This window comes from uncultured Roseibium sp. (assembly GCF_947494555.1).
GTDB lineage: Bacteria > Pseudomonadota > Alphaproteobacteria > Rhizobiales > Stappiaceae > Roseibium.
In genome coordinates this window covers 897,293-912,051 of sequence record NZ_CANLVF010000001.1, presented here as the reverse complement: position 1 = coordinate 912,051, position 14,759 = coordinate 897,293, and the positions used below count along the sequence as shown (strand labels likewise).

Below are 14,759 nucleotides of genomic sequence, written 5' to 3'. Positions count from 1 at the left end.
GGGCGGGAGATTTTTGCTTCTCCCGCCCGGAAACTTTTCGTTATCCGCGTATGATCCACACAATAATCAGACCCAATGCGGCGACAACAAGACCCGTCACCCGCAATGTCTGGTCCGGCGTTTCCAGTGCGCCCCGCATGATGGTTTTCATGCCACCAGGCAGGAGCGCATAAAGTACGCCTTCAATGACCAGGACCAGCCCGAGAGCGGTCACAAAGTCGATCATTGCGAGGCGAGCGAAGGCGAACGTGTCGAAATACCCGTGCCGCCATCATCTTCCCCGGCCGGCGCGTTGACACCGGTCGGATCCTTGAAGAACCGGAAGAAGCTGGAATCCGGCGACAGCACCAGGCTGGTATCGCCCGACTGAAGTCCGGCTTCGTAAGCCTGCATGGACCGGTAGAAGGCGAAGAACTCCGGATCGGCGCCGAATGCTTCAGCGAAGATCTTGTTTCGCTCCGCATCACCGTCACCGCGGATGATTTCCGCATCCCGGTTCGCTTCCGCCTCGATAACGGTTGCATCACGATCCGCACGGGAGCGGATGCGGCGGGATTGCTCTTCACCCTGCGCGCGGATCTCGGTTGCTTCCCGCTGACGTTCTGTCTGCATACGAGCGTAAATCGCCTGGGAGTTCGCATCAGGAAGGTCGGCACGGCGGATTTTCACATCGATCACTTCAATGCCGAGTTCTTCCGCGTTGGCGCTGACGTCCCTGCGGATGTTCTCCATCACGCCCGACCGGTCGTCACGCACGAGCGCCACAAAGCTGGTCCGGCCGACTTCGGATCGAAGTGTCGATTGCAGAAGTGTCGAAAGGCGCCGGTTTGCCGTCAGCACGTTCTGGACACGCTGATAGAACAGCACCGGGTCGGAAATCCTGTAGCGCGCAAACGCATCCACGATCAGGCGCTTCTTGTCCGAGGAAATCGGCTCAAGCGGCGGCATGTTGAGGTTCAGGATGCGCTTGTCGAGATAAACCACATTCTGGACAAACGGGATCTTGAAGTAGAGACCAGGTTCCGTCTTCGGTTCCTCGGTAATCTGACCGAACCTCAATACGAGCGCCTGCTGCGTCGGGTTGACGACATAAACGGACAAATATCCAACGACCGCAACGATTATGAGGACAATTGCAAGAATACCACTGCGCATGATTAGTTACCTCCCGTCCGCGTGGACGGCGCGCTGCCGCGTCCGTTCAGGTCGTTCAGCGGCAGGAACGGCAAGACGCCTGAGCCGGACGATTCACTGTCGATGATGATTTTGTTGTTCGCGCCGAGAACTTTCTCCAGCGTCTCAAGATAGAGACGTTCCCGGGTGACATGGGGCGCTTTCTCGTACTGCTCGTAGATTTTCGTGAAACGTTGAGACTGACCGGTTGCCTCTGCAATGGTCTGGTCCTTGTATCCGTTTGCCTGTTCGAGAACACGGGCCGCCTGACCGCGCGCTTCAGGCACGATCCTGTTGGCGTAGGCTTCGGCTTCGTTTCGGATACGTTCCTGGTCGGCGCGGGCCGCCTGAACGTCACGGAACGCCTCGATGACCTGTGCCGGCGGGTCAACGCGCTGCATCTGCACTTCCGAAATCTCAACGCCCGCCCGATAGGAATCGAGTGTCGACTGCATGAGTGTTGCCACGTCGTTCTGAATGGAGACGCGGTTTTCAGTCAGGATGGCGTCGATATTCGAGCCGCCAACGACTTCGCGCATGGCGCTTTCGGCGACTGCTTTCACTGTGGCCGCCGGTTCCTGAATGTTGAACAGGTAATCCGTAATGCCATCGGTGGTGTTCTTGACGCGCCACAGAACCTTGAACCCGACGTCGACGATGTTTTCGTCACCTGTCAGCATCAGGCTTTCTTCCGGAATGTCGCGCGCGCGGACCGCACCAGACGTGGAATAGGTCTCGTCCACGCCTACGGTGGTTTCCCGCTGCAGCTCGACGGCCGGCTTGTAAACTTCGCCGATCGGATAAGGCAGATTGTAATTCAGGCCCGGTGATGTCAGCCCGCGCACGTCGCCAAGCACCAGCTCAACGCCGCGCTCACCTTCGTCGACTGTGTAGAGACCGGTTAGGAGCCAACCAACGACACCAATTCCAATAACAATAAGGACCCCGGCAAAGCCGATGCCGCCGCCGCCACCGCCAGGCAAAACGGTCTTCATGCGGTCCTGGGTCTTTTTCAGGAGTTCCTCAAGATCAGGCGGGTTGCCACCGCCGCCACCGCCACCGCGGCTCGGGCCACCGCCCCAGGGACCGTTGTTGTTTCCTCCGCCGCCCCATGGGCCGCCATTGTTTCCGCCACCCTTCCAGGGGCCACCGCCACCTGACTGATTGCTCCAAGGCATCAAGACTTCCTTCTTTGAACTCCGGCATCGGGTGCCGGACATGGGCATTTACCCGTTCTGACTCAAGGTTGGTTATAGGGAGGTTACCGACTGCTTTCAATGAAAAGCCCGGCATACGTCCTCAGTAAAACCTTTGCGTTTTCCCGTGCCGCAGGTGGGTGTGGATTGCGGCTGTGTCAAGGCTGGCACGTCTAATCTTTCGGGCAAAGGGTTAACCGGGCGCTCTGCCTCTGCGGATCATGTCCACATGCGGTATCCCGTCTTCAAGATAGATAGCCGAAATGGTTTCAAAGCCAAGGGATTTGTAGAACTTTTCCAGATGGGCCTGGGCCGACAGGTCGATCGAGCAGCCCTCCACAAGCGCCTCGGCTTTCTCGATGCCCGCTTCCATGAGTTTGCGGCCGAGCCCGGTTCCCCTCCCCTCAGGCGCGATCGCGACGCGGCCAATGCGCGCGCTGACCGTTTCCGGCTCTGTCATAAGGCGTATCGTTCCCACAAGAACACCACTGGTTTTGTCGTGCACAATGAGATGCAGCGCCTCGGGATCCCTGCCGTCGATATCCTGATAAAGCGATGTCTGTTCGAGAATGAAGACATTCTGGCGCAGTTTGAAAAGGTCATGCGCCTCAATGGGATCCATATCCCGCAGCATGCACCATTTTCCCTCAAAGGCATTGCCGAATTTCTTCCGGGTGTCACTCATTTGGGATCAGGCTCTCCGCCGATAGGTGACCATCGCAAAATCCGCACTGTCCCTTTCGGTCCGCTGTCCGTCCTTACGATCGGTTTCTTCCCAAAGGGCCGGGTCGATTTTGGGAAATCGTGTATCGCCGTCCGGTTTCGCGTCGACTTCGGTGATTTCCAGCCGGCTCGCCTGATCGATGGCCTGTTTGTATATCTGTCCGCCACCGATGCAGAAAACCTCGTCGACCTCCAGCTCATCCGCCAGTTCCCGGGCTTGCGCAATCGCTGCGTCCAGCGATGTCGCCGTATCGACGCCATCTGCCCGGTAGTCAGGGTCGCGGGAAACCACAATATGAGGACGGCCCGGCAACGGCCGTCCCCCAAAGGAAAGAAATGTTTTCCGGCCCATGATCACCGGTCTTCCAAGCGTTAGACGCTTGAAGTGCTTGAGATCGGAAGACAACTTCCAGGGCATGTCATTGTCCGAACCAATAATCCCGTTGCGTGCGACGGCGGCGATCAGAACAAGTTCCGGCAAGTTTGTCTCCGAATCCGGTTTTCATTTCCAAGCCAGCCTCCTAGCATGTTTTGCGGCCAGCGGAGAATTTTTGGAACAATTTCGCCACGCGGCTGTCGGAAACGTCCATGGTCGTGCGTCCTTGTATGCAGAACCGTAACCGCCTAGGGATTTCAGCGCATGTCGGATTTGATGGATACCGTATTGATCGAACGCACGAGGGCTCTGATCCCGGAAGAGAATGTCGAACAGAAAAGGATGTTCGGCTCGACCTGCTTCATGGTGAACGGAAACATGCTTGTGTGCGCGTCAAAACGCGGCCTGATGGCCAGGGTCGGCAAGGACCAGGAGGCGGAGGCTCTTGCGAGACCTCATGCGTCGCCTTGCGAACCGGCCGGGCGGCCGATGCCCGGTTTTATCCGCGTCGAACCGGAAGGCATTGAAAGCGACACGGATTTGAAAGGCTGGGTCGACCTGGCTCGGAATTATGTCTGCGCCCTGCCGCCAAAGGAAACAAAGCCGAAAAAGGCGCGGACCGGGAGAACAGCCAGATGACAGCGCAAGGCTTTTCCTCCGAGACCTTTCAGTTTCTTCAGAACCTGAAGGCGAACAGTTCCAAAGACTGGTTCGACGCTAACAAGGGCGACTACCAGCGTCTGGTCAAGAAACCGTCGGATGCGTTCAGGGCTTCGCTCGCCGAGGAACTCGCCAAGTTGACGGGTCACGGGATGGCTTCGAAACAATTCCGGATCAACCGGGACTTGAGGTTCTCCAAGGACAAGACACCTTATAACACCCATATCCGCATGGCCTTCTGGCCGAAAGGCGCGGCATTCGAGGGCAAGGATGCACAGCCTCCGAGCTTTTTCCTGTCGATTGAACCTGAACAAATCCGCTACGGAACCGGTTGCATGGCGTTTTCGAAACCCGATCTGGGATCGTATCTCCAGGCGTTGGAGGCAGGTGCCGGCGACGAGATTGAAACTCTTCTGACCACGCTTGAAAACGACGGCTTCGGGCGCTCTGAACCGGACCTTGCAAATGTGCCCCGCGGTTTCCCCAAAGATCACCCGCATGCAAGTCTCGCCCGCCACAAGGGTTTGGCCGTCTGGAAGTCGAGAGAAGACACCGGAATTGCGACTGGACCTTCGGCAGCCGGATCTCTAGCGGCTGCCTTTGAACCGACCTTGCCGCTTTGGAATTGGCTCTTGGGCCTTTCGAAGCCCGACTGAGGCGTAGTTTGCCAAAAGTGAACTGGTCGCGCGTACCCGCTGCCCATCCTTCGAGACGGACCTGACGGTCCTCCTCAGGATGAGGGTGTAGGTATTCCTGGTTTGCGCTGGCTTTTTGTAACTGGGACTGGTGCGCAGCAACTTCCCGTCATCCTGAGGAGCGCGCTAGCGCGCGTCTCGAAGGATGGGCCAAGACCTTAGAACCCCGCCCTGCGGCCCCTCGCGGACAATTCCGGCAAAAGGTTGAAGTCGCCTCGAATGAGCGCTTCTTTCTTTTCGCGCCGCCAACCCTTTATCTGGCGCTCGCAGGCGATCGCGTCTGTTATTCGGTCAAACGCGCAATTGAATACCAGAGTGACCGGACGATATCTTGCGGTGTAGCTGTCGTAAGTTCCCTGCTGATGTTCACTGACCCGGCTTTCCAGATCTTTGCGGGTAATACCTGTGTAGTAGCTACCGTTTGAGCACTTGAGGATGTAAACGGTCGCCGCCATTCAGATCTCTATCTAAAATTGCATAGTGACTTTTTTCTAGCAAAAGAGAGAGATCTCAGCAAGTAGCCCATCCTTCGAGACGGACCTCGCGGTCCTCCTCAGGATGAGGTGGTGGGTATGGTTGGTTTGCGCTGACTATTTGTAACTGGGACTGGTGCGCAGCAACTTCCCCTCATCCTGAGGAGCGTGCCTGCACGCGTCTCGAAGGATGGGCTACAGACTCAGGAGCAACGCCTCCCTTTGAGACCTTTCGCGCCCCGGCGCTCAAGCCGCCTTGAGATTGGCCAGGATAATCTCGATCCAGATCCGGGTTGGCGGGATCCAGGCATTCCAGTTGTTGTAGTTGCCCGAATAAATCACTGTTGCGACATCCGCTTTTGGGCAAATCCAGAGCCTCTGCCCACCATTGCCGAAACCGGCGATCCAGTCCGTCGGTCCGCCGAGCGCTGCGACCGGTGCCTTGCCCAGGAACCAGAAATAGCCGTAGTCCAGCATGTCGGCGGTCCGGATGTGGGGCATGTGCGACGCGCGGATCCAGGCTTCGGGCACCACGCGGCGCCCTTCCCAGGTACCGTTGTTGAGCACCAGTCGCCCGATTTTCAGAAGGTCCGGTGCAGTTAGCCGGAGTCCTGAGGCGGGTGAATGGGTCCCATCCCTGCCCGCTGCCCATTCGAACCGTTCAATTCCGAGCGGATCAAACAGAACCTCGGTAGCAAATTCCGGCAGCGACCTGCCCGTGCCGCGCTGAATGATTTCGCCTATCAAAGCCGTTGCGCCGCCGCTATAGGTCCACTTGGTGCCAGGCGCGTCGACGATCGGGCGTTCCAGAATAAACCTGTACCTGTCCTCGGCCAGCTCCATCGCTATTTCGCTGTTCCTGGGATCGGTATAAGGCTTGGATTCATCCCATTCCAGACCGAGGGTCATGGTGAGTGCATGTTCAATCGTGCGTTTCACCCGCTCCGGATCGGACGCAAGATCGGAATAATCTTCAAAGGCATTGAGGATTGGTGCGTCGACCGTGGGCACCAGTCCCCTTTCCAGGGCAATCCCGTAAAGCAGACTGACGACGCTCTTGGTCACGGAACGCAGATCGTGGAGGGTTCCGGCATCGAATTCGACTTCCCCGAGCGACTTCCCCCAACTCTCGTCGGGTCCGCGGCCATAGCTTTCCAAAATGGTTTCACCGCCGCGTTCCGCCAGAACCACATGCAGATGCGGCAGAAGACCCGATTCCACGCCGGCAACCAGCTTGCGTCCGATCAAAGGATCAAAACCGCGATTTTCCGCGGCCATCGCGTGAGGTGACAGGGAAATGGCGGCATCAAGGGAAGTCATGACGGTCTTCCTGTTCAGTGATGTTTCGTTCTTTGTCGTCGAACCCTATACGCAAATCCGAACGGTTTTGCGTCGGAAACTTTCTGCGCGCCGGCCCGGCATTGACCTTCCAGCTACTGGAGGCACCATACTCCAGATAAGCTGTCTCGACCACGAATGCACCGGAGTTGAAATTGGATCGCAGGACGTTTTTGAAATCCGCACTCGCCGGGAGCGTAACAACAGCGTTTCCGCAGCTTGCCCTGGCAGAGGCCTCCGCAGGTTTTCTGGAACTTACGGCAGTCCAAGGCCAGGCTAATCTTTACGGAGACAATAGTGCTGCCTCCGACTTATGGCTTTACAATCACCAGCTCCCCGGACCGGAAATTCGCGTGAAACAGGGTGACCGCGTCAAGGTGCGCTTCACCAATAAGCTCAGCGAACCCACGTCTGTTCACTGGCACGGCATCCGCATCGAAAACGCAATGGATGGCGTCGCCGGATTGACACAACCGGCCGTGCAGCCGGGTGAAAGCTTCGATTACGACTTCGTTGCTCCAGATGCCGGAACCTATTGGTACCACGCACATAACATGAGCTGGAACCAGGTTCCGCGCGGGCTGGCCGGTCCGCTCATCGTCGAAGACCATGGGCAATATTTTTCAGCTGAGACAGACATCATCCTGATGCTCAGCGACTGGCGTTTGAATGACGAGGGCGTTCTGGATACCGGCAGCTTTGGGGCGATGCATGATTTTTCGCATGCGGGCCGGCTGGGGAATTGGCTGACGGTCAATGGGGCCTCTTTGCCGGACATTCCGCTCAAAATGGGGCATTGGCACCGGCTTCGGCTGATCAACACCTCTTCAGCCCGCATCCTTGAAATCGCGCCGGATCGGTTCGGTGCGAAGGTGATAGCCCTCGACGGACAAAGCTTTAACGAGGCAAGAGAAGTTGCGGGCGTTGTGCAGCTTGCTCCCGCCCAGCGCATTGATCTGGCTCTGCGGCCACCCGAAGCGGGAACGCTTCCCTTTGAAATGATGACCGGACAACCTTTCACCTTCGCAAATTTCCAGGTAGCCGAAGCCCCGGCAAACGATCGTCCCCTAAGCCTGCCACCTGTCAACAGGTTGCCGGAACCCGATTTGGAGGACGCCTTGGAGATACCGCTTGTCATGGAAGGCGGCGCCATGGGCGGAATGCGTTCGCTGCTCAAGGAACGCTCGGAGGACGAAGTCCGTGAAATGATGCAGAACGGTCTGTTCTGGACGTTCAACGGTGTGCCCGGTGTACAGGATGAACCGATGTTCAATGCCAGGCGCGGTGAAACAATCGTCCTTGAAAGCCGCAACGACACCAGCTTCGCGCATGCAATGCATGTTCATGGCCATCATTTCCGCGTCCTGGAACGCAACGGCGAACCGCTCGAACATCAGGATTGGCGGGACACGTTCACGACCGCTCCGCGCGAAATTGTCAAAATAGCCTTTGTTGCAGACAATCCCGGCAAATGGCTCATCCACTGCCACATGCTTGGCCACGCAGCCTCAGGCATGAGGACATGGTTTGAGGTGGTTTGAGTCCTCTTCTGGGGCCATCAGGTCAAATGATTCATATTGCATGCTACAGGCGCCGAGATTTTGTCATCCCGGTTTGACGCGCAGCGGCAAGACCGGGATCTAGTACACCGCAGTGCTCGCTAGGCGCTGTCAAGTCGGTGACTACTAGATCCCTGCCTTCGCAGGGATGACAACCACAAAAGCATTTCAAACCGCAATCGGTGCCGCGATATGCGGGTGCGGATCGTAGCCGCTCAGCTCGAAGTCCCCGTACTTGAATGCAAAAAGATCGGTCACGTCCGGATTGATTTTCATTTCCGGCAAGGGGCGCGGATCGCGGGTGAGTTGTTCGCGGGCCTGCTCGAAATGGTTGGAATAAAGGTGCGCATCGCCGAGCGTGTGCACAAAGTCGCCGGGCTTCAGGCCTGTCACCTGGGCAATCATCATCGTGAGCAGCGCATAAGATGCAATATTGAACGGCACACCGAGGAAGACGTCGGCCGAGCGCTGGTAAAGCTGGCAAGACAGCTTGCCGTCGGCCACATAGAACTGGAACAAGGCGTGGCACGGAGGCAGCGCCATTTCATCGACCAGAGCCGGGTTCCAGGCAGACACGATCAGGCGCCTGCTTTCCGGGCTTGTGCGGATCATTTCCAGCAGCTTCTCGATCTGGTCGATAGACCTGCCGTCAGGTGCCGGCCAGGACCGCCACTGGTAGCCGTAAACGGGGCCGAGCTCGCCGCCTTCGTCTGCCCAGTCGTCCCAGATCTTCACGCCATTTTCGTTGAGATAACGAATATTCGTGTCACCGGCCAGAAACCAGAGCAGCTCGTGAATGATCGACCTCAGGTGCAGTTTCTTGGTCGTGACCACCGGAAACCCGTCCGCAAGGTCAAAGCGCATCTGATGCCCGAAGATCGAGCGCGTGCCCGTGCCTGTGCGGTCGCCCCGGTCGATGCCTTCGTCCAGAATTTTCGTCAGGAGGTCGAGATATTGCTGCACGGCAACGCCTTTCAGACAGGACATGGAGCGGATGGCGATAACTTCGCAGATTTTCGGCAAAACACAGCCCCTTGGGCGCACTTTCCCCAGATCCTGTAATGGTGAAGGATCTTTAGGGCGAGCCGGCCAAACACATGCTCTGCCGGAAAGCCTCTTTCATTTCAGGGCCGAAGCGCTTATATCAGGCAGGCTGGTTCGCCAGCTACGGCAATAAACTGTCAGTGTAATAAACCTATCGGACCCGGGGGCGGTACCCGGCGCCTCCACCCAAGCCCGTGAAGCTGTCTGCAGGAGTTTTCGCGGGTTTCGGCGGGGGCGAAATAGGATCGACGAGGGCGTAAAGACTGTGCTTTTGCTCGGCATTGTACCACCGTTATCGGGCTGTTTTAATAGTTGCAAACGACAACTATGCTATGGACAACGCTGTCGCCGCGTAATGCAGCGCCGGTAGTCCACTAAGTCCCGTTGGTTAGCACCTTCAGGCGGGGTTCGAAGGCACCTGGCAACAGAAGCCTTCACCTTCTTCCAATCCCTTCCATTGACCGATTTACCGAGCACTTTTCGGCGTGAATGCATGCATTGGCATAGCCTTCTCATCAAAGACGCATTAATCTGGTATCACTTGGAAAATTGGCTTTTCTTTTTGCCCCCGGCCCTTCAATGTGGACCGAGTGGCCCAACAGAAAAGCAAGATTCGACGAGAACTGATGTCTGAAGACCTTCTGCGATACGATATCCTGATACAGGACGCGCTCAGGGGCGCGGTCAAGAAGATCCTTGCCGAGGTCGGACGAACGGGCCTTCCCGGCGATCATCATTTCTACATTGCTTTCGACACGAACGCGCCCGGCGTGCGCATTTCCCAAAGACTGAAAGAGCGCTATCCGCAGGAGATGACCATCGTCCTGCAGCACCAGTTCTGGGATCTTGCAATCGGCGAACATGCCTTTGAGGTTGGCCTCTCCTTCGGCGGCGTGCCGGAAAAACTCCTCGTACCTTTTTCCGCGATCAAGGGCTTTTTCGACCCCTCCGTGCAGTTCGCACTCGAGTTCGACCCCGGGAAGACGGCAGAAGAACTGCCCGAAGAGCTTCTGGAAGCAGTTGAAGAACTCGCCAAGGCGGAGCAGGAACACGCTGACAACGAATCTGAAAAGCCAGGCGATGGCGACGATGCAGAAGCGGCTACTGCCGACAAAACAGATACGGAACAGGTGGTCGCAAAAGCGGTGGAAAGCGATGGCGGCGGCGAAGTCGTCTCTCTCGACGCCTTCCGCAAGAAAACCTGAAACCCGGAGACCTGAATGAGCGCGGAGATCGTCAATCTGCGCCAGGTGCGCAAGCAGAAACAACGCGCAGAAAAAGAAAAACGCGCTGAAGACAACCGGCGTAGTTTCGGACGTTCCAAAGCCGAACGCGATGCCGCCCGCCAGCGGCGCGAGGAACTCGAGAAGCAGGTCGATGCGCATCGTCTGACATCCGACCCCTCCCCCGGCGACGACAACTTCTCCTGACACCGATGGCTCTCGTCAAACGCTCGCTGTCTCTCCATGGCCACCGCACAAGTCTCGCCCTTGAACCGGATTTCTGGGAGATCGTGGATGCGCACGCGCAGCAAGAAAAGCGGTCCTTGGCCAGTCTGATTGCTGAAATCGACGACAACCGGGACACTGAAGATCCGCTGTCTTCGGCGGTTCGCGTATGGGCGCTCCGAAAAGTCAGGTCATTTGCGGCTGATTTCTGATTACTGCGCGCCCGGTAGGACCAATGGCGCACCCACATCCTGTGTGATCAGGTCTTCGATCGAAATCGGCGGATCAAGCGGCGGCAGGTTATTACCCGGTTTGGCCGCCGGTGTTGAACTGGGCACGGACTGAGTCGTCTGCGGGCCATCGTCTCCGAGGAGCGCCCGGATACGTTCCGCGAAGGGCGCATCCTCACCACCTCGTTGCAAATTGCTCTGTTGCCTTGGCACTGGAACAGGGTCGCTTGGCGGGGCAGCTTCTTCTTCGATCCGCCGCTCCGATTGCTCTTCAAGCGCCCGTGCCTCTTCTTCAATGCGAAGGCGTTCCAGTTCTTCCGCAGCAAGGGCAGCCGCTTCCGCTTCGCGCACGCGCCGATCCCTGGCCTGCCGCTGGCGCTTCAACTCCCGGACGATACGATCCCGTTCAAGGATTTCCGCCTGCAGCTTCTCGACCCTTTCAACTTCCTGTTCGAATGCACGCAATGTGAGATAGGCCGTAAAAGGGGCAATGTCGACACGCCGCGCCGGAGCATCGACGGGTCCTTCAAACAGCAGGCCGACCTGAGGTTCCGCGCCTGTGACCGCGTCTTCGCCCGGATCGACCTTCAACGAAAAATCGGCGTCGAGATCGTAGGATCTGAGATCCAGTTCACCCGATCCGAAGATTTCTGCACGTGCTGAATCCACGACCACATTTCGCGCGCTCAAACGCCCACCAACCAGTGTGAGCGTACCGTCGACCCTTTCGAACGGCAAGCTGCCCGCCCCCATGTGGCTGACGAAAACATCGCGGATCCTGTCATCCTGCAATTCAAGACCGGCATCGGCGGCCCGTGTCACAAGCGGAAAGGCTTGCGGGTTCAGTCCGCGAAAGTCCCCTTCCGCCATGGTGAAGGTTCCGCCTCCGTTCAAACCGGCAACGATCGCCGATATCGACCGCCCTGCCCCTTCAAATTCCAGGAAGAGGTCCAGCGTTCCTGAGGCCACGGCACGGCTGTCCGGCCGCCAGACGAGTTGGCGGATATCGGTGCGATCCAATTTTACCCGCCCAGAAAACGCTGCCTCCGCATCTGAGCGCTGCACGGACAGACTGCCGTTCAGCGCGCCCCCGGCGAATGCTCCGGACAGTCCGTCAAGACGCATAAGGGTTGGAGACAGCCGGAGTTCTGCCTTGGGGTTCGAGATCTCCGTTTCCTCGTCGATCAACAACCGGCCGGCTTCAAACTGAAGTGTCAGATCAAGCCGGTCCAACAAGGGGGCACCGAATGTTTCGGTCGGCCAGATACTCGTCCCGTCACCAGCTGAAAACCACTGATCGGGCCCAAGGACCAGTTCCGTCAGGCTCCGCAAATCCGCTTCGCTCGCTGCAAGAGCGCCTGAAAATCGCCGGTTCCGTTCACCTGGTGCCGGCTCCAGATTGCCCTTGAGCTGCCCTTCAAACGAGGTGTCGCCAAGACTTCCCGATGCATTGCTGACGTCCAGCACACCCGCGGAAAGCGAGACATCGAACGCGAGTTCGGCGGGAATTGACCCGGACATCACCGGCATGACCCGTCCTGCCATCAACGCAAGCGGCGCCAGATCGTCCGTTTTCGCGGCAACGCTGGCATTCAGGCCGGGCGCTTTGTCCGGTTGCAAAACGAGGTTTCCGCCTGCTTTGAGTTCCGACGATCCGATGGAGGCATCAAGTTCAACGGCAAGACCGTTTGAGGGCACGCCGGAAGCGATCGCATAAAGCCGCCCTTCGCTGATCTCGGAAATCGGAATGATGTCGAACCCGAGTTGCTGCAGGAGTTTGCCACCGTCCGGGCCCTTCAGACCCAAAGCAAGATTGATCTCCCCGTCCTGCCAATCGTCAACACGCCCTTTCAGCTCAGCGTTCACCGAAGCCTCGGCCCCGCCTGCCACACCGTCCAGTGTGAGCGTCATGTCAGTACCGTCACCGAGCGCGGCCGCCTTGAGCTCACCCTGGAAAGCAGCCGGTACAAGGCTTCCCGCTGCTTTTTCAAGCCGTTTTGAAAACTCGGTATCGGGAAAGACACTTGCCGCCAACGCCACAAGTCCGGACAGGTCGCGAGCGTTCAGGTCGCCAGCGACAGCCCCTTCAGGCGCGGAGAAAAGGTTGCTGATTTCCCCCGTGACATCCAGGCGCGTTCCGGCGAAGTCCTCCGCAAAGAGCCGGTCGATCCGGACACCGCCATCAGCGTATTCAGCTTCCAGGGCCAGTCCTTTGCCATCGACACCGCGAGCCGTGACTTCCTTGGCACGAAGGCGCAAGGAGACGTCAAGACCAGTTGGATCCTTGCTCTCGCCGCTGGCTGCCTGTTCAGGCCGCACAAGCGCTGCGATGCTCTCGACTGCGTCGAGATCAAGCCGGTCAGCCTCCAGATTGAGTGAAAATTCGGCATTACCGTTGCGCGGCTTGCGATAGGCCAACGCACCGCGCGCTTCCGATCCTACCGTTGTGAGCCGAAGATTGTTAACCGCAGCACCTTCCGGCAGCAGGTTCAAACGGCCTTCCAAGGTAACCGGCTCCATCGCCGACACCTTGGCTTCCCTTTGTTGCCACCATCCCAGAAATGACCCTGGCTGGTCGGAACTGATTGAAACGGCACCGCGGTAACTCATTGTCGGTTCCAGGCCGAGGTCGCCCTGTGTCGCAACCGTTGTGCGTCCCGGGAAACGGCCTGCCAGACGTGCAACGCGCCAGCCACCCAGCATGGTCTCAAGATCCAGGCGTACGTTTTGAACAATTCCGCCACCGGCAACCAAGGCCGGCAGATCCAGCGAAATGGAACCGTCGATGGGTGGCAGCGGAACGGCGCGCAGCGCTGAAATCAGCTGGCCGCTGGCTGCATTGAGTTCGACCGGCGCCTGGGGTCCGCCGCCCAGCAAGCGATCCAGGTCGACTTGCTTGGACTTCGCCCGTATCTCGAAACGCTTGTTGCCGGCATAGACCAGATCCGCACTGCCGGAAACGCTGAGACGCTTGTCTTCCGGACCGTAACGGAACTCGAACTCGGGAACCGCGACTTCCGCAATGTCAGCCGTGAACCGACCTTCGGAGGACCAGTCGTTTCCGTCGCTTTCATCCAGAACGATCGATGCGATGTTGAAATTTCCGTCAAAGGCGGGTGCGGCATCTGATTGCTGCAACATGCCGTCGAAGGCGAAGTTCACCGCCCAGTCGATGGGCGTCAGTTCCCCTTTGACGCGAATGCCCAGATCCCTTTGAGAACGGCCGGTCGCGATAGACAGATTGTAGGGCGCGCCGTCCAGCGTCAGGCTGCCTGTCGCCTTGAATGGCCCGGCCAGCGACCTGGCGCTTACCGACAGGTTGCCATCGTCGATCCGGTGTGTTTCGCCCGATCGCGCATCAACAATGGAGAGCGCCCCGTCACGGATCGTAATCTTTTCGAATGCGACATCATCAGGCGGAAGATTGGCCAGCGCACCATCCGATGTGCGCGCTGTCAGCCAGTCGAGCCTGCCGTCTTCGTCAAGCGATAGCGACAGATGCGGCCGGTCGAGTTCCATGTCTATAACCCGGATCTCGCCCTTCAGAAGCGGCGGCAGCTCTATCCTGACATTGAACTGTGAAACCACAAGCAGCGGGTCTTCCGCTTCTCCGACGCGCACATCCGAAAAACTGATGGACGGGGCCGGTAAAAGCCTAAGGTCCGCTTCGCCAAGCACGGTAACCTTGTGTCCGAGGGCACGTTCCGCATAGGTCTCGAATGTTGAGCGATAGACCGTCCAATCGACAAAGAAAGGTCCGACCAGTGCCGCGACCAGCACCAGAATGACAGATATTCCCAATGTGATGTAAACGGAGTTCAGGCTTTGTCTCCTTGTTCTCCAA

General features: G+C 58.1%; 15 protein-coding genes and 1 other RNA gene. 7 read left to right on the top strand and 9 right to left on the bottom strand.

Going from position 1 to position 14,759, the window contains the following annotated elements:
- Positions 1–40: 40 nt before the first annotated feature.
- From Q0915_RS04065 to Q0915_RS04045, 5 genes are all read right to left on the bottom strand, one after another.
- A complete protein-coding gene (locus tag Q0915_RS04065; protein ID WP_299473603.1) occupies positions 41–226 on the bottom strand; it encodes a DUF2065 domain-containing protein in 186 nt (61 codons plus the stop codon).
- Positions 223–1,155 (bottom strand): protease modulator HflC, encoded by a 933-nt coding sequence (hflC, locus tag Q0915_RS04060; RefSeq protein ID WP_299473601.1) that lies wholly within the window; start codon positions 1,153–1,155, stop codon positions 223–225. The genes Q0915_RS04065 and hflC overlap by 4 nt, the downstream gene beginning before the upstream one ends.
- A gap of 2 nt (positions 1,156–1,157) precedes the next feature.
- Positions 1,158–2,351, bottom strand: coding sequence for an FtsH protease activity modulator HflK (gene hflK / locus Q0915_RS04055; protein WP_299473598.1), 1,194 nt, complete (start codon positions 2,349–2,351; stop codon positions 1,158–1,160).
- A gap of 211 nt (positions 2,352–2,562) precedes the next feature.
- Positions 2,563–3,054, bottom strand: coding sequence for a GNAT family N-acetyltransferase (locus Q0915_RS04050; protein WP_299473596.1), 492 nt, complete (start codon positions 3,052–3,054; stop codon positions 2,563–2,565).
- Positions 3,055–3,060: 6 nt separating this feature from the next.
- Positions 3,061–3,573, bottom strand: coding sequence for a dihydrofolate reductase (locus Q0915_RS04045; RefSeq protein ID WP_299473594.1), 513 nt, complete (start codon positions 3,571–3,573; stop codon positions 3,061–3,063).
- A 159-nt stretch (positions 3,574–3,732) separates the two neighbouring features.
- Between Q0915_RS04045 and Q0915_RS04040 the strand changes: the two genes are divergently transcribed.
- Positions 3,733–4,107, top strand: a complete 375-nt coding sequence (locus Q0915_RS04040) for a TfoX/Sxy family protein (RefSeq protein ID WP_299473592.1) — start codon at positions 3,733–3,735, stop codon at positions 4,105–4,107.
- Positions 4,104–4,784: a DUF2461 domain-containing protein gene (locus tag Q0915_RS04035; RefSeq protein WP_299473590.1), complete on the top strand. Its 681-nt coding sequence runs from the start codon at positions 4,104–4,106 to the stop codon at positions 4,782–4,784. Before Q0915_RS04040 ends, Q0915_RS04035 begins: the two co-directional genes overlap by 4 nt.
- Before the next feature lie 197 nt (positions 4,785–4,981).
- Here the strand turns inward: Q0915_RS04035 and Q0915_RS04030 are convergent, their stop codons facing one another.
- A complete protein-coding gene (locus Q0915_RS04030; protein ID WP_299473588.1) occupies positions 4,982–5,278 on the bottom strand; it encodes a GIY-YIG nuclease family protein in 297 nt (98 codons plus the stop codon).
- A gap of 264 nt (positions 5,279–5,542) precedes the next feature.
- Entirely contained in the window at positions 5,543–6,616 is a 1,074-nt protein-coding gene (locus Q0915_RS04025; protein ID WP_299473586.1) for a serine hydrolase, read from the bottom strand.
- A gap of 173 nt (positions 6,617–6,789) precedes the next feature.
- Between Q0915_RS04025 and Q0915_RS04020 the strand changes: the two genes are divergently transcribed.
- Entirely contained in the window at positions 6,790–8,175 is a 1,386-nt protein-coding gene (locus Q0915_RS04020) for a multicopper oxidase family protein (RefSeq protein ID WP_299473584.1), read from the top strand.
- A 186-nt stretch (positions 8,176–8,361) separates the two neighbouring features.
- On the opposite strand, the gene Q0915_RS04015 is transcribed toward Q0915_RS04020, so the two are convergent.
- Positions 8,362–9,156 carry a thymidylate synthase gene (locus Q0915_RS04015; protein ID WP_299474692.1) on the bottom strand — a complete coding sequence of 265 codons (795 nt, stop codon included), beginning with the start codon at positions 9,154–9,156 and terminating at the stop codon, positions 8,362–8,364.
- A gap of 150 nt (positions 9,157–9,306) precedes the next feature.
- Between Q0915_RS04015 and ssrA the strand changes: the two genes are divergently transcribed.
- The 4 genes from ssrA to Q0915_RS03995 all read left to right on the top strand — a co-directional run bounded on the left by ssrA (position 9,307) and on the right by Q0915_RS03995 (position 10,897).
- Positions 9,307–9,676: a transfer-messenger RNA gene (gene ssrA, locus Q0915_RS04010) on the top strand.
- Positions 9,677–9,863: 187 nt separating this feature from the next.
- A complete protein-coding gene (locus Q0915_RS04005; RefSeq protein WP_299473582.1) occupies positions 9,864–10,442 on the top strand; it encodes an SspB family protein in 579 nt (192 codons plus the stop codon).
- A gap of 15 nt (positions 10,443–10,457) precedes the next feature.
- Positions 10,458–10,667, top strand: a complete 210-nt coding sequence (locus Q0915_RS04000; RefSeq protein WP_299473580.1) for a DUF4169 family protein — start codon at positions 10,458–10,460, stop codon at positions 10,665–10,667.
- Between the two features lie 5 nt (positions 10,668–10,672).
- On the top strand, positions 10,673–10,897 hold the full coding sequence (locus Q0915_RS03995) for a ribbon-helix-helix domain-containing protein (RefSeq protein WP_299473578.1): 225 nt from the start codon (positions 10,673–10,675) through the stop codon (positions 10,895–10,897).
- On the opposite strand, the gene Q0915_RS03990 is transcribed toward Q0915_RS03995, so the two are convergent.
- The gene (locus Q0915_RS03990) at positions 10,898–14,716 is read right to left on the bottom strand and encodes an AsmA family protein (protein WP_299473576.1); all 3,819 of its coding nucleotides are present in this window, start codon (positions 14,714–14,716) and stop codon (positions 10,898–10,900) included. It lies immediately after the preceding gene.
- Positions 14,717–14,759: the final 43 nt, after the last annotated feature.

Bases quoted from the DNA above. Each gene is read 5' to 3' on its own strand.
- Q0915_RS04065 (WP_299473603.1), bottom strand. From the start codon at position 226: ATGATCGACTTTGTGACCGCTCTCGGGCTGGTCCTGGTCATTGAAGGC.
- hflC (WP_299473601.1), bottom strand. From the start codon at position 1,155: ATGCGCAGTGGTATTCTTGCAATTGTCCTCATAATCGTTGCGGTCGTT.
- hflK (WP_299473598.1), bottom strand. From the start codon at position 2,351: ATGCCTTGGAGCAATCAGTCAGGTGGCGGTGGCCCCTGGAAGGGTGGC.
- Q0915_RS04050 (WP_299473596.1), bottom strand. From the start codon at position 3,054: ATGAGTGACACCCGGAAGAAATTCGGCAATGCCTTTGAGGGAAAATGG.
- Q0915_RS04040 (WP_299473592.1), top strand. From the start codon at position 3,733: ATGTCGGATTTGATGGATACCGTATTGATCGAACGCACGAGGGCTCTG.
- Q0915_RS04035 (WP_299473590.1), top strand. From the start codon at position 4,104: ATGACAGCGCAAGGCTTTTCCTCCGAGACCTTTCAGTTTCTTCAGAAC.
- Q0915_RS04030 (WP_299473588.1), bottom strand. From the start codon at position 5,278: ATGGCGGCGACCGTTTACATCCTCAAGTGCTCAAACGGTAGCTACTAC.
- Q0915_RS04025 (WP_299473586.1), bottom strand. From the start codon at position 6,616: ATGACTTCCCTTGATGCCGCCATTTCCCTGTCACCTCACGCGATGGCC.
- Q0915_RS04005 (WP_299473582.1), top strand. From the start codon at position 9,864: ATGTCTGAAGACCTTCTGCGATACGATATCCTGATACAGGACGCGCTC.
- Q0915_RS04000 (WP_299473580.1), top strand. From the start codon at position 10,458: ATGAGCGCGGAGATCGTCAATCTGCGCCAGGTGCGCAAGCAGAAACAA.
- Q0915_RS03995 (WP_299473578.1), top strand. From the start codon at position 10,673: ATGGCTCTCGTCAAACGCTCGCTGTCTCTCCATGGCCACCGCACAAGT.